This is a genomic window from Acetobacter sicerae, from assembly GCF_011516765.1.
In the GTDB taxonomy this organism is placed as follows: Bacteria; Pseudomonadota; Alphaproteobacteria; order Acetobacterales; family Acetobacteraceae; genus Acetobacter; species Acetobacter sicerae.
Window position 1 is genome coordinate 503,541 of record NZ_JAAABN010000001.1, and the last position, 15,210, is coordinate 518,750.

Sequence of the window (15,210 nt, forward strand, 5' to 3'; positions counted from 1 at the left end):
ACCCTATCTGAAAAAAGCAGGAGGAGGACATCATGACAGAAACAGATCTCCGGCAGTTTGTTGACCCGGAACTGCGTCCTCTTCTTGACCGTCTTGGACCAGCCTCGCTGGATGCCGCATCTCTTCCGGCTGCACGGGCCAGCCGTCAGCCGCCTCCCGGAATGAAGGACGACCTTCCGGTCATAACAGCCGAGCGGCTGATCCCCGGGATGCCGGATGACCCGGAGGTCCGGGTTCTCGTTATCGAACCCGAAGCGAGTTCCGACATGCCTCGCCCTGCTGTTCTGCATATCCACGGCGGCGGATTTGTCATGGGCACACCGGACGCCATGGCTCCCACACTGCGCCGGTGGGCTCTGGAACTGGACTGCATCATTGTCTCGGTGGATTACCGGCTGGCTCCGGAACATCCTTTCCCTGCTCTCATGGAAGATTGTTACGCTACCCTGCTGTGGATGGCGGACAAGGCCGGGGAGTTGCATATTGACGCGAGACGCATCGGTGTGGCGGGTGAAAGCGCTGGAGGTGGACTGGCCGCAGGTCTCGCCCTGCTGACGCGCCAGCGCGGCGGTCCGGCGCTTGCGTTTCAGAACCTGCAATACCCGATGCTCGATGATCGCACTGTTCTCGCGACACCGGAGATCCCCGGCAGCGGCGCTTTTGTCTGGACGCCGGAAATGAATCTGTTCGGATGGGAATCCTATCTGGGAACCACACCGGGAGAGGATGGCGTCTCTCCGTTCGCCGCGCCTGCCCGCACCGCCTCGTTCAACGATCTGCCGCCAACCTATATCGGCGTCGGCTCGATCGACCTCTTCCTGCCGGAAGACCTGAACTACGCGACGCGCCTCATGCAGGCGGGTGTTCCTGTGGAACTGGAAGTTTTCCCGGGAGCCTTCCATGCATTCGAGCTTGATCCACGTGCCGGTGTCACAATCCGGTCGTCCACAAGACGCCTTGACGCCATGCGACGCGCCATGGCTCTCCCATACGCTGGCTAGGCCCGTGTTCTCCGCTGCCTCCCGAACTTGACCTCTGCTACATTCCGAAACAGACTGTTACAGTCACGGTTCGGAATTTCTCATGCGCTCTTCCGCTTTTCGTCTCGGCCTGCGAGCTGTTTTCGCCACTCTGTTTCTGACTGGCGCAACAGCCCTCTCGCCCGTTACACTTCACGCCCAATCTGGAAAAATCGCTGCTTTCGATAAAAGCATGATCCATCAGGACCCTGATGGTTCCTACTATCTTTCAGCACGCGACAAACTCGGCGTCATACTTCAGATGGAAGATGGAGATGTTATCGGGCTGAGCAAAGTCATCGAGCATCTCAAGGCCAGCCCTACGGCGTCTCCGCTTGAAAAGGTTTTTGAAGCCCGGCTTTCACTGGCGGCCATTGCGCGGAGTGCCGGTAATTTTTCCGCATCCAACGAACAGCTCGATAAACTCGCTCATGCTCTTGGCCCAATGGCTGACCCGGAGCGCATGATCACGCCTCTCGGTCTGATCATAGCGACCATGCGGACTGGCAACTTCTTTCTCGATGGTGACATCCATGCGTGGGCAATCGCGACAGACGCCATGCGCAGACAATACCTTGAGCCGCTTCGGGCGTTCTATCACATCCCGGATCTGACAGTGCGAAACGCTTCCCAGATGGATCTCGTGGTTTCACCAGACACCATACCGGAACAGAGCGTCAGCCTTTCCCCAAGCGAGACCATTCCCTTCTGGCAAAGCACACAACTGGTGAATGGCCACCAGCCGATCAACGCAAAAGGCCGCGTAACCGTTGACGGAGAAAAAACCGACGCTGTCTTCGATACGGGTTCGGATACCCTGTCAGTGCCAAGCGGCTTCGCCAGACGACACAACCTGCGGGTGATCGCAAAAAGCTCCCTGATTCAGGATGGCGCGGGGCACTCCTTTTTTGCGACATCGCAGTTTGTGATTGTGCCGTCCCTGAATATTGGCGGAACAGTTTTTCGTAACCAGATCGCATCCGTCACCAGCCCGGATAGTCCTGTCATTGTCGGGCTTCAGCAACTGCTGAAATTATCTCACGTGACTTTCAGCAAAACAGGGCTCGAATTTGGTTCGGAAAAGCCTCTGAACTGCACGGATCCTATTGTTCTCGCTACGCTCAGAAGCGGACAGAAGGCCTGGCTGATGGATATTGTCACACTGAACGGAAGTCAGGATTTCACTATTGTCGATACGGGTAACAACGTTCCGGAGATACTGGAAGTCAATACGCCTTCCCTGACACCCTCACTCCGACAACATGCTTTCCGCGAACACCTGGCTACGATTGCAGGAGAACAGACTGCAATCGTAGCGATTGAACAAGCCTCGGTCGCCTTTGGCTCGCAGCAACTCATGGCGCCTGTTCGCTACCAGCAGACCCCGGTCCATATGCGACCGTTACTGACAACAGCCATCCTGAATTACGGAACCATCCAGTTTGACAGAAACAGCCGCGTCTTCTGCGTCAATCTTCAGACAACCCGATAGTAACGGGCTATATTACTCTTACAGCATAGGAATTAGAGCAAACGGCGGCCTTGTTTAAAGAATGGGCATTCATCTGCTCTGTATCAGTTGCAGAACAGATGAATGCCGGAAATATATGATTAAACCTTATTATCTGCTTTTTGTATTTTTATGTTTATTCTGAAACTGTTCGATTTCTCCACGCAGATTGCCAATCGGCGCAGCATTGATCGTGTCCTGATAGGTATTGCCGTCCCAGAGCCAGCGATCCGAACCATCCACCATAAGATCATACATGCCACGATGACTGGTCGGCAGCACGGCAATCTGACCGCTTACGGAATCCAGGATTTTCACCCAGTCCTGACCCTTGTGCAGATACACATCGGTTGAACATCCAGCCGATCCACATAATGCGGCCGACTGAAGTTCAATGAACAGTGCAACATCGCCTTTTTGGGTCGAAAGCGGAGCCGAGCCTATCAGCACAAGAGGCTCTTCCTTGTGACGGCGCGATGTCGCGATGTCCTCAGCCGCGAGTTTACGCGCTTCCCTGTCCAGTTCCGTTCCCGGCTGCTGGGTCAGAATGACAGGATTGCCTTTCGACGAAGCACTCGTCGTTTTAGAGGTGGCGCGATGCCTTGTATGGGAGGTGGTGTGATGGGTCTGCGTGGTGGCCGCCTGTACATACCCTGATGAAAACACCAGAGAGGACAGACAGGCTCCCAGCATGACCGCTGACCGTTGCCCGCGAAGACGCTGCTGAACAGATGAAGCCGTCACTGCGAAGCGTTTTACTGATGGCGACAGGGAAAATGAATGCAAGACTGAAAAACTCCACCTGACGATCATGCCCGAAGGGTCATGACGAAGACACATCAACCACTTATTCCTGCTACCATACCGTAATTCCCTGAAGGAGCGAGACGATCTTGCAGGACATCCCTTTTTCCATTCAGCCGGGTCTGTACCGGCATTACAAGGGGGGACTTTATACAGTCCTTCATACGGTGCGTCACAGTGAAACGGAGGAGTGGCTGGTTATCTATCGAAGTGAAGCCCACGGCACCCTGTGGGCGCGACCGTTGTCCATGTGGACCGAACTTGTCGATGGCAGACCCCGGTTCGCCTTCGTGGAACCCGACGAGGGCAGCAGATCCGGAGACAGGTTTTCAGGGCGAGCCTGAGATCTTTCCATAAAAAAAGTCCTCTCCAACGTGCGCTGGAGAGGACTTTTCCTGCCGGACTGTCCGAAATATCAGATCAGAGACTTGGCGCGGGCCAGAACTGATGAGCAGACATTGCCCTGAGCAGCAGGTTCCAGCGACGTGATGGTCGAACGGTTGCCGTTGATCAGGAACTCACCTGATGAACCGATCGCGTAGTCCATGTTGCCATTGTGATCCATGGGAACAGCGTTCGTCTTGGCGTTGATCGCAGCCTGAAGCGAGTCACCATCATCGTGAGAGACCTGATTGGTCTCCACGCAATAGTTCAGCAGGCCAGCCACGTTGGCCGGAGAAACGGAAGCGACATCTGCCGGAGATGCAACAGCCGTAGGAGCCTTGCCGTAAACAGCAGGCAGTTCGGCGGCATGGGCTGAAAGTGCGACGGACGCGGCGCCCGCGACAAAAGACGTCGCAGCAAGAACGCGAAGGTAAAAACGGGTCATCGAAAGCTCCTGTTGCTTTGTCGGTATGTTGCTTCAATGCAATCTTCCGCGCAACACATGCAGGAGGCATAGGGCCATGTCTCACGGGGGAAACAGGCGTTCACAATATCGGGAGGTTTGTAAAACCCCGTTCAGAAAAGTCTTTCTGGAGCGGGTGAAGGGAATCGAACCCTCGTATGCAGCTTGGGAAGCTGCCGTTCTACCATTGAACTACACCCGCATTCCCCTGCTCTATAATCTGCCCGATCGGGCATGGCAATCACTCCACGCCCACTGCCACGCCCGGCGGATAGATCATCAGAGTTTCGACGGAACTCTTGGTGAACGCACGGTCTGCTCGCTCCATCCGCCCCCAAGGGCGCGATAGAACGTCACGATATTTTCATATCGAGCGACCTGCACCGCCACACGGGACTGCTCCGCCTGAAGCAGATTCCGCTGCATGACCAACTGATTGAGATAGGAGTCCGTTCCCACGGAATACCGCATCTTGGAGAGACGGTACGCATCGGCCATCTCATGAACATAGTCGTCCATGCGGCGGCTCTCTTCCAGATAGGTGGCGCGTGCCACAAGCGTATCCGACACCTCGCGGAAAGCCGTCTGGATCGCCTTTTCATATGTCGCCAGCTTGATGTCCCTGCCCGCCTTGGCAGATTCCAGATTTCCCCTGTTCTGACCCCAAGTGAATATCGGAATGCTGACATTGGGTTGCAGACCCCATGTCGTCGCTGGAGCCGTAAACAGACGGTGGAACAGCAGACTGCTGACGCCATCTGTCGCCGTCAGTGTGAATTTCGGGAAGAACGCGGCGCGGGCCGCGCCAATGGTGGCGTTTGCCGACAGCAGATCATGCTCGGCGGCAATGATGTCCGGACGCCGGAACAGAAGATCCGACGGGAGTCCGGCTGGAATATCCGCCATCAGGTTCTGCTCGCCCAGCGGACGGGCCGGAGGGAGATCGGCCGGGATCGGCGCACCGATCAGCAGGGTGATGTTGTTTTCATCCTGCGCCACAAGCCGGGTCTGCTGCGCCTGAAGCTGACGGGCCTGATCCACCTGCGTTTCCGCCTGTCGCACGGTCAGCAGGTTTTCTTCACCATGATCGTAGCGCAGGCGAATGAGCTTGAGATTCTCATCCAGATTCGCGACTGCCCTGTTGGCGATGTCGAGAACTTCCTTATCCCCCAACCAGGCCAGATAGGCGTTGGCGACCTGCGAAACGATGCTGATCCGCACGGACCGTTCGGCCGCCACCTGTTTCAGGGCGGCTTCGGCCGTCGATTTCGACAGACTGCGGATACGACCGAAAATATCGATCTCATAGGAAGAAAAACCGATGCCCGCACTGTAATAACGGAATGTCGAAATGGTCTCACCGACGCCCGGCGCGAAGCTGAAACCGGCAGTCTGGGACGGAGCCATATACATCGCCTGCCCCGTCGCCCCGATGGGCGGAAGCAGAGACGCGTGCTGCACGTCATATTGCGCCGCCGACTGCGCGATGTTCGCTACGGCGACACGCAGATCACGGTTCTCACGCATGGCGATCGCAATCAGCGCCTTGAGACGCGGATCAACAAAGAAGTCCGCCCAGCCGATATCAGAAGCCGGTGTTTGCAGGACGTCTTCAGCCTTCTTCGGCTTCGCCATCGGCTCGGCAGGATAGGCGCCCGCCACAGGCGCTTTCGGCCTGTGATAGGTCGGCTCCATGGTACAGCCCGCCAGCAGCATCGCCGCCATGGTCATACTGCCGGAACGGGAGACCACTCCACTACGGACGCGAGAAAGAACGCTCATCATGTCGCCTCCGGCGTGGCGGTGGGAGGAAGTCTGTCATCGTCACGGCGCTCCGACAGGCGACGCACCCTGAACAGGCGCAGCACCAGAACAAAGAACAGCGGCACGAAGAAGATGGCCAGGAAGGTCGCGGTCAGCATGCCGCCGACCACGCTGATACCGATGGCCTGACGTGCGGCGGAACCGGCGCCCGAGGCGATGGCCAGCGGGAGCACACCCAGCACGAAGGCGATCGACGTCATCAGGATCGGGCGCAGTCGCTCGCGTCCAGCGTTGACCACGGCCTCTTCCAATGTCTGCCCCGCTTCGAAGTTCGCCTTGGCGAATTCGACGATCAGAATGGCGTTCTTGACCGCCAGACCGACCGTGGTGAGCAGGCCGACCTGGAAATAGACGTCATTGTCGCGGTTGCACCACAGTGTGGCGGCAATGGCGCCCAGCACGCCGAGCGGAATGACCAGGATCACCGCGAAGGGGATGGCCCAGCTTTCATACAGAGCCGCAAGGCAGAGCAGGATGACGGTTGCGGCCAGCGCATAGAGTGGACCGGTCGAAGAGCCAGCCGCCATCTGCTCGAAGGACAGGCCGGTCCATTCATAACCGATGCCGGGCGGCAGATCGTTCAGGATCTGCGTAATCGCGGCAATGGCGTCGCCGGAGCTGTAACCGACCGCAGGCTGACCGAGAATTTCAAAGGCGTTCAGGCCGTTGTAGTTCTCCACCTTCTGCGGCCCGACAATCCAGTTCCCGCTGACAACAGCATTGAACGGAACCATCGTCCCACCCGTGTTGCGCAGGTACCAGGCGTCCAGATCAACCGGCACCATGCGCGAGGACGGCATGCCCTGAATATAAACCTGCTTCACACGGTCATCGCGCATGAACTGGTTCACATAGATGGAACCCAATGCGCCGTTGACCAGCGTGTTGATGTCCGCAACCGACACACCCAGCGCGTTGGCTTTTTCACGGTCAATATCAAGATGATATTGCGGCGCGTCTTCCATGCCGTTCGGACGGACAGCCATCAGGCGTTTGTCCTGCGCAGCGCGTCCGAGAACCATGTTACGGGCGGCAAGGAGCTGGTCATGACCAACATGGCCACGATCTTCCAGCTCAAGGTCGAAGCCTGAAGCGTTACCCAGTTCGAGCACGGCAGGCGGATTGATGGCGAAAATCTGCGCCTCCGGGTCACCCCAGAAATGCATCATGATACGCCCGGCGACAGCCGCCGCGCCCTGCCCCGCTCCCGTGCGCTCATCCCACGGTTTCAGCTTGATGAAGAAGGCGCCGGCACTCTGTCCCTGCCCGGCAAAGTTGAAGCCGTTCATGACATAGACGGACTCAACATTCGCGCTCTCGGTCTTGAGAACGTAATCCGAGACCTTCTTCGTGACTTTCGCCGTCTGTTCCTGCGTCGCGCCCGGAGGCGTCGTCACCTGTCCGAAGATCAGGCCCTGATCCTCGTCGGGAAGGAAGCCGCCCGGAAGGCGCATGAACAGGAAGACCGCGCAGGCCGTAATCACGGCAAACCCGATCATCGACAGGACCCGATGGCCGATGATCAGATTGACCCCACGCAGATAGCCATGCGTCAGACGGTTGAAGGCACGGTTGAACCAGCCAGCCAGTCCCCTGGTCTTTTCATGCTCGCCCGGCTTGAGCATCGTCGCGCACAACGCCGGGGTCATGATCATCGCCACCAGCACGGACAGCCACATGGCGGCGCAGATGGTGATGGAGAACTGGCGATAGATCACACCCGTGGAGCCGGTGAAAGCCGCCATGGGCAGGAACACGGCCGTCAGCACCAGCACGATGCCGATCAGCGCGCCGGAGATTTCATCCATCGACACACGGGCCGCTTCTCTCGGTGAGAGATTCTTCTCGTGCATCACGCGCTCGACGTTTTCGACAACGACGATGGCGTCATCCACCAGCAGGCCGACGGCCAGAACCATGGCAAGCATGGTCAGTGTGTTGATCGAGAACCCCAGAGCCGACAGGAAGCCGAACGTGCCGAGCAGCACCACCGGAACAGCGATGGTCGGGATCAACGTGGCGCGGAAGTTCTGGAGGAACACCAGCATCACAAGGAAGACGAGCCCGATTGCTTCAGCAAGGGTAACGACCACTTCATGGATGGACAGGACGATGAACGGCTCGGTATCGAGCGGGTAGAAGGTCTTCAGCCCGGCCGGATAGAACTTCTCAAGACGCTTCACTTCCTCACGCACGGCGGCTTCGGTCGTCAGCTGGTTGGCGCCGGGCGTCAGCTTCAGCGCCATACCGGCGGCCGGATGGCCGTTATAAAGCGAGTTGAAGTTGTAGCTCTGCGCGCCGAACTCCACCTTGGCGACGTCGCCGATGCGGACCTGTGAGCCGTTGGGCATGACCTTCAGCAGGATCTTGCGGAACTCCTCGGGCGCCGTCAGTCGTGTCGGACCGATGATGGTCGCATCCAGACTGGCGCCCGGCACCGCAGGAAGACCACCCAGTTCACCTGACGAGACCTGAATGTTCTGGCTCTGGATAGCCGCCTGCACGTCCCCTACGGTCAGCCCGTAGCTGTAAAGTTTGCGCGGATCGAGCCAGATACGCATCGCGTATTCCGAACCGAACAGGGTGTGATCGCCCACGCCGGTGACACGAGACAGCGGATCGGACACGTTGGAGGCAACATAGTCCGCGATATCCTGCGCGTTCATGGAGCCATCGGCGGAGATGAAGCCGATGACCATCATGAAGTTCTTCACGGCCTTGGCGACCGTAAGACCCTGCGCGGTCACTTCCGTTGGAAGACGTGGCTGGGCAAGCTGCAGCTTGTTCTGCACCTGCACCTGCGCAATGTCAGGATTGGTTCCCTGCTCGAAGGTCAGGTCGATTTCCATCTGACCCGACGCATAGGACTGCGACGAGATATATTCGAGATGATCGAGACCGAACATCTGCTGAAGGATCGGCCGCACCACCGTGTTGTTCACGGTTTCCGCCGAAGCGCCGGGATAGGTCACACTGACGGAGACCTGTGGCGGGGCGATGGATGGATACTGCGCGATCGGCATGCGGAATATGGCCACACTGCCTATCAGCATGATGATAAGGCCGATGACCCACGCGAAGACCGGCCGGTCAATGAAGAAGCGTGACATGCTGCTTAGTTTTTCCCGGCGTCTGAGGAGGACGCGCCAGCAGGCTGGGCGTCTGAAGGCTGGGTATTGGCAGGTTGCGCGTCAGGGGCAGCGGCTTCCTTGAACGGCGTAACCGTGACCTTGTCGCCCGGATGCACTTTCTGAAGGCCGATCACCACCACCCGGTCTCCTGCCTTCAGGCCGGAGCTTACGATCCAGTCACTGTCATGCGTGGAGCTGGTCGTGATCGCGCGCTGGGCGACCTTGTCCCCTTCTTCCACGACCATCACCTGCGGATCACCATGACTGTTCCGCGTCACAGCCTGCTGGGGCACGAGCAGAGCCTGCGGATTGGTGCCCTCATCGAGCGTTGCATGCACATACATGCCCGGCAGGAGGTATTTCTGCGGATTGGGGAAGACGGCCCGGACTACGATTGTCGCTGTGGCTTCATCCACATTGACTTCGCTGAACTGCATCTTTCCGACCTGATCGTATGTGGAGCCGTCCTCCAGCTCCAGCGAGACCGGCACGGAATTGTCGGCATTGGTGTGAATCTGTCCTGCGGCAACCTCGCGGCGCAGACGAAGCAGGGAAATCGCGGGCAGATTGACGTCAACGTAAATCGGGTCAAGACGCGTGATGATGGCGAGGTTGCTCGACTGACCGGCCTGCACCAGAGCGCCGACCGTCAGGATCGTACGACCGATGCGTCCGGAAATCGGCGCGTTGACGTGCGTGTAGCGCAGATTGGTGGCGGCGTTTTCCACCTGTCCCTTCGCGATCAGGATCTGGGCGTCGGCGGAGCGCGAGGCGGCCAGAGCGTCGTCATATTCCTGCTTGCTGACGGCGTGCGCTGCTTTCAGCGGACCATAACGCTCCAGCTTGGCCTTTGCCGTAATGGCATTTGCCTGAGCCTGCGCGAGTTGACCGTTGGCGCTGTCATAAGCCGCCTGATAGATGCTCGGATCGATCTGATAGAGCTGCTGCCCGGCCTGCACATCCGTTCCCTGAACGAACAGGCGCTTCTGGATGACGCCGCTGACCTGCGGGCGGACCATTGCGATTTCATAGGCTTCGGTACGTCCGGGAAGCACGGTACGAATCTGGACCGGACGGGGCTTCACGGTCAGCACTTCCACCTGCTGTGGCGGTGGCGCACCCTGCTGCGGGGCTTTCTTGTTACAGGCAGTCAGAACCAGCAGGCTGGCAACCGATGCGCACAGGGCCGGGGCTGAAAAACTACGGACGGGGCTTTTCACGGATACATCCTGCTGATTGTGTGTAGAATAGAAACGGGAACGGCATGATCGGCCCTGTTCCTTAAAAAAAGGAACAATTGACGAATCTCATTGCCTGATTGAATAGAAACTACCTAGTTTCCTAACCTCAGGTCAAGCCTGCTCTGTCACATCATCCAATGGACAGATCCTGCGCGAAGGCGCACATGGGGATGGTTATGAATGTTAAGGAACACCAGCATTCTTCCTGCCGTGGCCCAGGTCGACCACCGGAAATGGCGGAGTGCGAACGGCGTGAGCGAATTCTCTCTGCGGCGGATGAAGCCCTGCGGAGATATGGTTATCAGGCCGTCTCCATGGACAAGGTCGCCCAGTGCTCCGGCATGTCCAAACGCACGCTGTATCAGCAGTTCCCGTCCAAACAGGACCTGTTTCAATCCCTGATAGAAAAACGGCTCTTCTGTTTTTCACTGTCCATCCGCGAACATGCCCGCACCTCCGAAGACGAACTGATCGGACTGCTGGACGATCTGGCGGCTCACCTCACCCGGCCGGAAACCATCGAACTGATCCGCGCCATCATCGCCAGCGCGTCGGAGGCCGAAGATCTTCGTGACATCATGAACAGCCTCAAGCAGTGCGGGAAATCGAACGTCCTGCAGGCATGGCTATGCGCCTACTGCACGCAGCATGGTCATCCCGAGACACGGATAGACCGCAAGGCCCAGCAGCTCTTCAGCCTGACCGCAGGAGAGAGAATGCTGCACGCCCTGTTCAACAAGGAAACCAGCGCTGAAGAATCCCGCGCCGTCATTGCTGAAGGCGCCCGCCTCTTTCTCGCCGGCCTCCATGCGGAATGGGGCCAGTCTCCTGTCGGGATCGCGCAACAGTCTTCCCGATAACCTGTTTTTTCTGTCCGGCCTTTATTTCCCCACGATTTGAGGAGCATGAGAGAGCCCGGTTCAATAGCCGGAGATTCGTCTGTGCGTCGTCTTGCTCTCGTTGCCCTCGGTGTGGTCGGTCTGAGCGCCGTGGTCTGCGGCGGTGGTTTCCTTGCCCTCTCCCATCTTGATCTCGCCGCACTCGCAACCCGAAAGTTGACCAAGGCGACCGGGCGCACAGTGCATGTCGGCAGCGCGCACGTCTCTCCGGGCCGCTGGCTGACGCTCGATGTCGATGATCTCAGCATCGCCAATATCCCGAACGGCAGCAGGCCGGAGATGATCACCCTCGGTCATCTCCATACGCAGGTGCGTCTGATGTCGCTTCTGCATGGACCTGCCGAAACCCGTGATCTCGTGCTGACCCGCTTCTCCGGTCTGTTCGAACGCACGGCAGATCGCACCCCGAACTGGCGGTTTGGCGCACCATCCCGACCGGACAGGAAACCGGAAGCAAAGAAAGAGACAGCAGCGGACTGGAACTGGTTTCCCGGCATCCGGCAGGCGACCATCAAGGACAGCGAAATCATCTATCGCTCGGCGAACGGGCACGCCTATCGCACCACCCTCGATACTGTCACGCTCTCTTCAACAAGCGACAGCAGTCCTTTCGAAATGACCGTCGCGGGCGGCTATAATGACACCCCCATCGCGCTTACGGCTCATCTTGGTCCGCTGACCATTCTGCGTCAGGCCGGAAAACTCTACCCGACCAACCTGCATGTCTCATCCGGAGATCTGACGCTCGATCTCGACGGCGCCATGACCGACCTGTTCGATTTTGACGGCATTGACGGAAAGCTGACCCTGCGCACACCGACATCAGCGCCCCTGATGGCCATCGCCGGTGCGAACCCTGACAGCTTCAGCATGGTTCTCAATCTGGAAGGGCATTTTACACACAAGGGCGATGTCTGGACGATGACCCGGACCACCGGCCTTCTGCGCGACAACCCCATTGAAAACGCCGACATCACCTTCACCGAAGGCAAATCAGGCTCTCCTGATGAAATCACCGGAAACATGGCGTTTGCAAAGCTCGACCTGAACGGCCTGCAGTCCGCCAGCCAGAGCAGTCCGAAATCCGGACAGCACGTCACCGACATCCCGCTTGTGGCCCCTGCCCGCCCCGATCCGCTGTTCGACGTCCATCTCTCAGCCCGATCCGTGCGCTACAACAACCTTGTGTTTTCCGACGCAAGCCTTGCGGCAAGCCAGCAGCCCGGCAGAATCAACATCTCCTCCCTGCAACTCGGCTGGATGAAGGCGTCACTGCACGCTTCGGGTGAGATCGCCACTCATCCGCGCGGCTCCTCGCTGCATGCCACAGTGGATGTAAGCAAAGCCGATATCGACACGTTCCGCAGACAGGCCGGCCTTGCGCCCGTGCCTGTCAGTGGCTCGCTGTCCTTTCGCGTGAAAGCGAGCGCGGACGGGGTCAGCACCCTGAATGAGGCGTCACGGAATGCGGATATCCAGGCCGTGGTCGGCATGAACAGCGGCCTGATCAGCAAGGAAGTCATCGGCATCGCCTCGACCAACATCGGCACGCTGTTCGGCACGATGAAGGGCACGACACCTGTGACCTGCCTGCTCGGCGCTCTGAAAATGAGTCGCGGTGAAGGTGCTGTCGTGCCGCTGCGGATCTATACACCAGCCGGATCCATTGTCGGAGAAGCGCTGTTCGATCTCAACCGACGCTGGTTCGAATTGGCTTTCCAGAGCCGGGGAGCCGCCGCTCTGGCGCTCGACATCCCCATCCGCGTGAGCGGTCCGTTCAACAGCCCTTCCATTGGCCTTGCCGGATGGTCCGCGCGGGGACGCGCCCTTCTGAAAGACGCGCAGAGCATCAACACCCTGCCCACCGAAATGGCGTCGTTCACGCCGGGCCGGGCCTGTCTGAGCGTCATGAAATGAAGCGGAGCCATGCCAGAGCCCCTGTTGACGACACGCGGTTTTTTCCGCGATAACCTTTGCCTCCCCCGTCAGGGGCCTCGTGATTTGTATGGCCGGCTTGCGGCGAGGTAAAAGAAACGCGCTAAAGAGGCTCTGGCGGGATCCATGCCGCCAGGTTTCCACGGTCGAAGCCCCGTGCAGGAATGGCAGGATTCTGAATGATCCGGCGTTTCTGCTGCGGACAGAACGGAACCGAGACCGAGCATGACTGACACGTCCATCAAAACAACGTCTCCCGAAGTCGCCGCCACGTGGCGCACCGCCACCCGCCTGATCCATGGCGAAGTCGAGCGCACGCCATATGGCGAGACGAGTGAAGCTCTTTTCCTGACCTCCGGCTTTGCCTACGACAATGCCGAGCAGGCCGCCGCCACCTTCACGGGTGAAGCGGTGCATTATCAATACAGCCGCTTCGGCAACCCGACGGTCGACGCCCTGCAGCGTCGCCTCGCCGATCTGGAAGGCGCGGAAGCCTGCGTCTGCACGGCGACCGGCATGGGCGCTGTCTCCTCCGCTCTTCTGGCGCAGGTGAAGGCTGGAGACCGCGTTGTCGCGTCCCGCGCCCTGTTCGGCTCCTGTCACTGGATCGTCGCCAATCTGCTGCCGCAATATGGCGTGGAAACCGTTTTTGTTGACGGTGGCGATCTCAAGGCGTGGGATGAAGCCTTCAGCAAGCCGACAACCGCCGTGCTGCTCGAAAGCCCGTCCAACCCCATGCTGGATGTGCTCGATATCGCCACCATCGCCGAGCGGGCGCACAGAGCCGGTGCGATCGTCATTGTCGATAACGTGTTCGCCTCGCCTGTCTACCAGAAGCCGCTGGAACTGGGCGCTGACGTGGTGGTGTATTCCTGCACCAAGCATATCGACGGTCAGGGACGCGTGCTCGGCGGAGCCATTCTGGGCCGCAAGGACTGGATCAACGACACGGTGCTGCCCTTCACGCGCAACACCGGCAACGCCCTGTCGCCATTCAACGCATGGGTCATGCTGAAAGGCCTTGAGACGCTCGCCCTGCGTGTCGATGCGATGACCCGTAACGCAGCCGCTGTGGCCGACTGGCTCGCAAGCGCTCCGGGCATTGTCAGCGTGCGTTATCCGGGTCGCAAGGATCACCCGCAGCACGAACTGGCCGCACGCCAGATGAGTGGTTTCGGTTCGCTGATCGCCTTCGAGGTCGCCGGTGGGCAGGAAGGCGCATTCGCGTTCCTCAACGCCCTGCGCATCATTCTGATCTCCAACAATCTTGGTGACGCCCGCTCACTGGCGACCCACCCGGCGACGACGACCCACATGAAGATCGGTCCTGAGGAGCGCGCGCGCCTCGGCATTGCTGACGGCGCCATCCGCCTGTCGATCGGTCTGGAAGATTCTGCAGATCTTATCGACGATCTCGCCCGCGGTGTTGCAGCCCTGAAAAGCCGCGGCTTCGCAAACTGAACAAGGGAGTTCCCGATCATGTCCTCGAGACCGCCCATGCCGCCCAAGCTGTTCGAAGACCCGGAAGCGGCTTTGAACGAAGCCATTGCGGCATTGCCGTCCTACGAGGCCACGACCGGGAATATCCGGATTGTCGTCCGGGCCTTCTGGCTCGACGACCAGTCCCAGCCGGATGAGCATTCCTACTGCTGGGGCTACCGTATCCGTATCGAGAACCATGGGCCGAACACGGTCCAGCTTCTCGAACGGTCATGGGAAATCATTGACGCCAACGGGCATGTCGACCGCGTTCGTGGCGACGGCGTGGTGGGCGAGCAGCCCATTCTCGAGCCCGGTGGCGGTTTTGAATATACCTCCGGCGCATCTCTCGACACGCCAAGCGGTATCATGCGCGGCTTCTTTCACATGGTGGAGGAACCGGGCAGACGGCTCTTTGATGCGCGCATTCCGGCCTTCAGCCTCGACAGCCCCTATCAGCCGAGCATGCTCCACTGATTTCCCCACACATTTCCCGCAGTGACCCGGTCGCCATGAGACCC

Annotated in this window: 12 protein-coding genes, 1 tRNA gene and 1 riboswitch; of the genes, 7 read left to right on the plus strand and 6 right to left on the minus strand. The window is 59.1% G+C overall.

What is annotated here, in order from left to right:
* Positions 1-32: 32 nt before the first annotated feature.
* On the plus strand, positions 33-1,001 hold the full coding sequence (locus GVI59_RS02275; protein ID WP_173572648.1) for an alpha/beta hydrolase: 969 nt from the start codon (positions 33-35) through the stop codon (positions 999-1,001).
* 82 nt (positions 1,002-1,083) lie between these two features.
* Positions 1,084-2,511: a retropepsin-like aspartic protease gene (locus tag GVI59_RS02280; RefSeq protein WP_173572649.1), complete on the plus strand. Its 1,428-nt coding sequence runs from the start codon at positions 1,084-1,086 to the stop codon at positions 2,509-2,511.
* Between the two features lie 129 nt (positions 2,512-2,640).
* Here the strand turns inward: GVI59_RS02280 and GVI59_RS02285 are convergent, their stop codons facing one another.
* On the minus strand, positions 2,641-3,315 hold the full coding sequence (locus GVI59_RS02285) for a hypothetical protein (protein WP_331253044.1): 675 nt from the start codon (positions 3,313-3,315) through the stop codon (positions 2,641-2,643).
* Positions 3,316-3,422: 107 nt separating this feature from the next.
* Between GVI59_RS02285 and GVI59_RS02290 the strand changes: the two genes are divergently transcribed.
* Positions 3,423-3,677: a DUF1653 domain-containing protein gene (locus GVI59_RS02290; RefSeq protein ID WP_173572651.1), complete on the plus strand. Its 255-nt coding sequence runs from the start codon at positions 3,423-3,425 to the stop codon at positions 3,675-3,677.
* 71 nt (positions 3,678-3,748) lie between these two features.
* Here GVI59_RS02290 and GVI59_RS02295 read toward each other — a convergent pair whose 3' ends face one another.
* The 5 genes from GVI59_RS02295 to GVI59_RS02315 form a co-directional block, all read right to left on the minus strand.
* Positions 3,749-4,162, minus strand: a complete 414-nt coding sequence (locus GVI59_RS02295) for an alcohol dehydrogenase (RefSeq protein ID WP_173572652.1) — start codon at positions 4,160-4,162, stop codon at positions 3,749-3,751.
* 146 nt (positions 4,163-4,308) lie between these two features.
* Positions 4,309-4,382: transfer RNA gene (locus GVI59_RS02300), tRNA-Gly, on the minus strand.
* Between the two features lie 77 nt (positions 4,383-4,459).
* On the minus strand, positions 4,460-5,962 hold the full coding sequence (locus tag GVI59_RS02305) for an efflux transporter outer membrane subunit (protein WP_173572755.1): 1,503 nt from the start codon (positions 5,960-5,962) through the stop codon (positions 4,460-4,462).
* Positions 5,962-9,114 carry an efflux RND transporter permease subunit gene (locus tag GVI59_RS02310; protein WP_173572653.1) on the minus strand — a complete coding sequence of 1,051 codons (3,153 nt, stop codon included), beginning with the start codon at positions 9,112-9,114 and terminating at the stop codon, positions 5,962-5,964. Before GVI59_RS02310 ends, GVI59_RS02305 begins: the two co-directional genes overlap by 1 nt.
* Before the next feature lie 5 nt (positions 9,115-9,119).
* Positions 9,120-10,355 carry an efflux RND transporter periplasmic adaptor subunit gene (locus tag GVI59_RS02315; protein ID WP_173572654.1) on the minus strand — a complete coding sequence of 412 codons (1,236 nt, stop codon included), beginning with the start codon at positions 10,353-10,355 and terminating at the stop codon, positions 9,120-9,122.
* Between the two features lie 191 nt (positions 10,356-10,546).
* Between GVI59_RS02315 and GVI59_RS02320 the strand changes: the two genes are divergently transcribed.
* The 4 genes from GVI59_RS02320 (at position 10,547) to apaG (ending at position 15,166) form a co-directional block, all read left to right on the plus strand.
* The gene (locus tag GVI59_RS02320) at positions 10,547-11,236 is read left to right on the plus strand and encodes a TetR/AcrR family transcriptional regulator (protein WP_242012874.1); all 690 of its coding nucleotides are present in this window, start codon (positions 10,547-10,549) and stop codon (positions 11,234-11,236) included.
* 81 nt (positions 11,237-11,317) lie between these two features.
* On the plus strand, positions 11,318-13,192 hold the full coding sequence (locus tag GVI59_RS02325; RefSeq protein ID WP_173572756.1) for an AsmA family protein: 1,875 nt from the start codon (positions 11,318-11,320) through the stop codon (positions 13,190-13,192).
* A gap of 66 nt (positions 13,193-13,258) precedes the next feature.
* Positions 13,259-13,338, plus strand: a riboswitch (SAM riboswitch).
* 97 nt (positions 13,339-13,435) lie between these two features.
* The gene (gene metZ / locus GVI59_RS02330) at positions 13,436-14,671 is read left to right on the plus strand and encodes an O-succinylhomoserine sulfhydrylase (RefSeq protein ID WP_173572656.1); all 1,236 of its coding nucleotides are present in this window, start codon (positions 13,436-13,438) and stop codon (positions 14,669-14,671) included.
* Positions 14,672-14,689: 18 nt separating this feature from the next.
* A complete protein-coding gene (apaG, locus tag GVI59_RS02335) occupies positions 14,690-15,166 on the plus strand; it encodes a Co2+/Mg2+ efflux protein ApaG (RefSeq protein WP_242012875.1) in 477 nt (158 codons plus the stop codon).
* Positions 15,167-15,210 lie beyond the last annotated feature (44 nt).

Bases quoted from the DNA above. Each gene is read 5' to 3' on its own strand.
- GVI59_RS02310 (WP_173572653.1), bottom strand. From the start codon at position 9,114: ATGTCACGCTTCTTCATTGACCGGCCGGTCTTCGCGTGGGTCATCGGC.
- apaG (WP_242012875.1), top strand. From the start codon at position 14,690: ATGTCCTCGAGACCGCCCATGCCGCCCAAGCTGTTCGAAGACCCGGAA.
- GVI59_RS02280 (WP_173572649.1), top strand. From the start codon at position 1,084: ATGCGCTCTTCCGCTTTTCGTCTCGGCCTGCGAGCTGTTTTCGCCACT.
- metZ (WP_173572656.1), top strand. From the start codon at position 13,436: ATGACTGACACGTCCATCAAAACAACGTCTCCCGAAGTCGCCGCCACG.
- GVI59_RS02295 (WP_173572652.1), bottom strand. From the start codon at position 4,162: ATGACCCGTTTTTACCTTCGCGTTCTTGCTGCGACGTCTTTTGTCGCG.
- GVI59_RS02305 (WP_173572755.1), bottom strand. From the start codon at position 5,962: ATGAGCGTTCTTTCTCGCGTCCGTAGTGGAGTGGTCTCCCGTTCCGGC.
- GVI59_RS02320 (WP_242012874.1), top strand. From the start codon at position 10,547: ATGGTTATGAATGTTAAGGAACACCAGCATTCTTCCTGCCGTGGCCCA.
- GVI59_RS02275 (WP_173572648.1), top strand. From the start codon at position 33: ATGACAGAAACAGATCTCCGGCAGTTTGTTGACCCGGAACTGCGTCCT.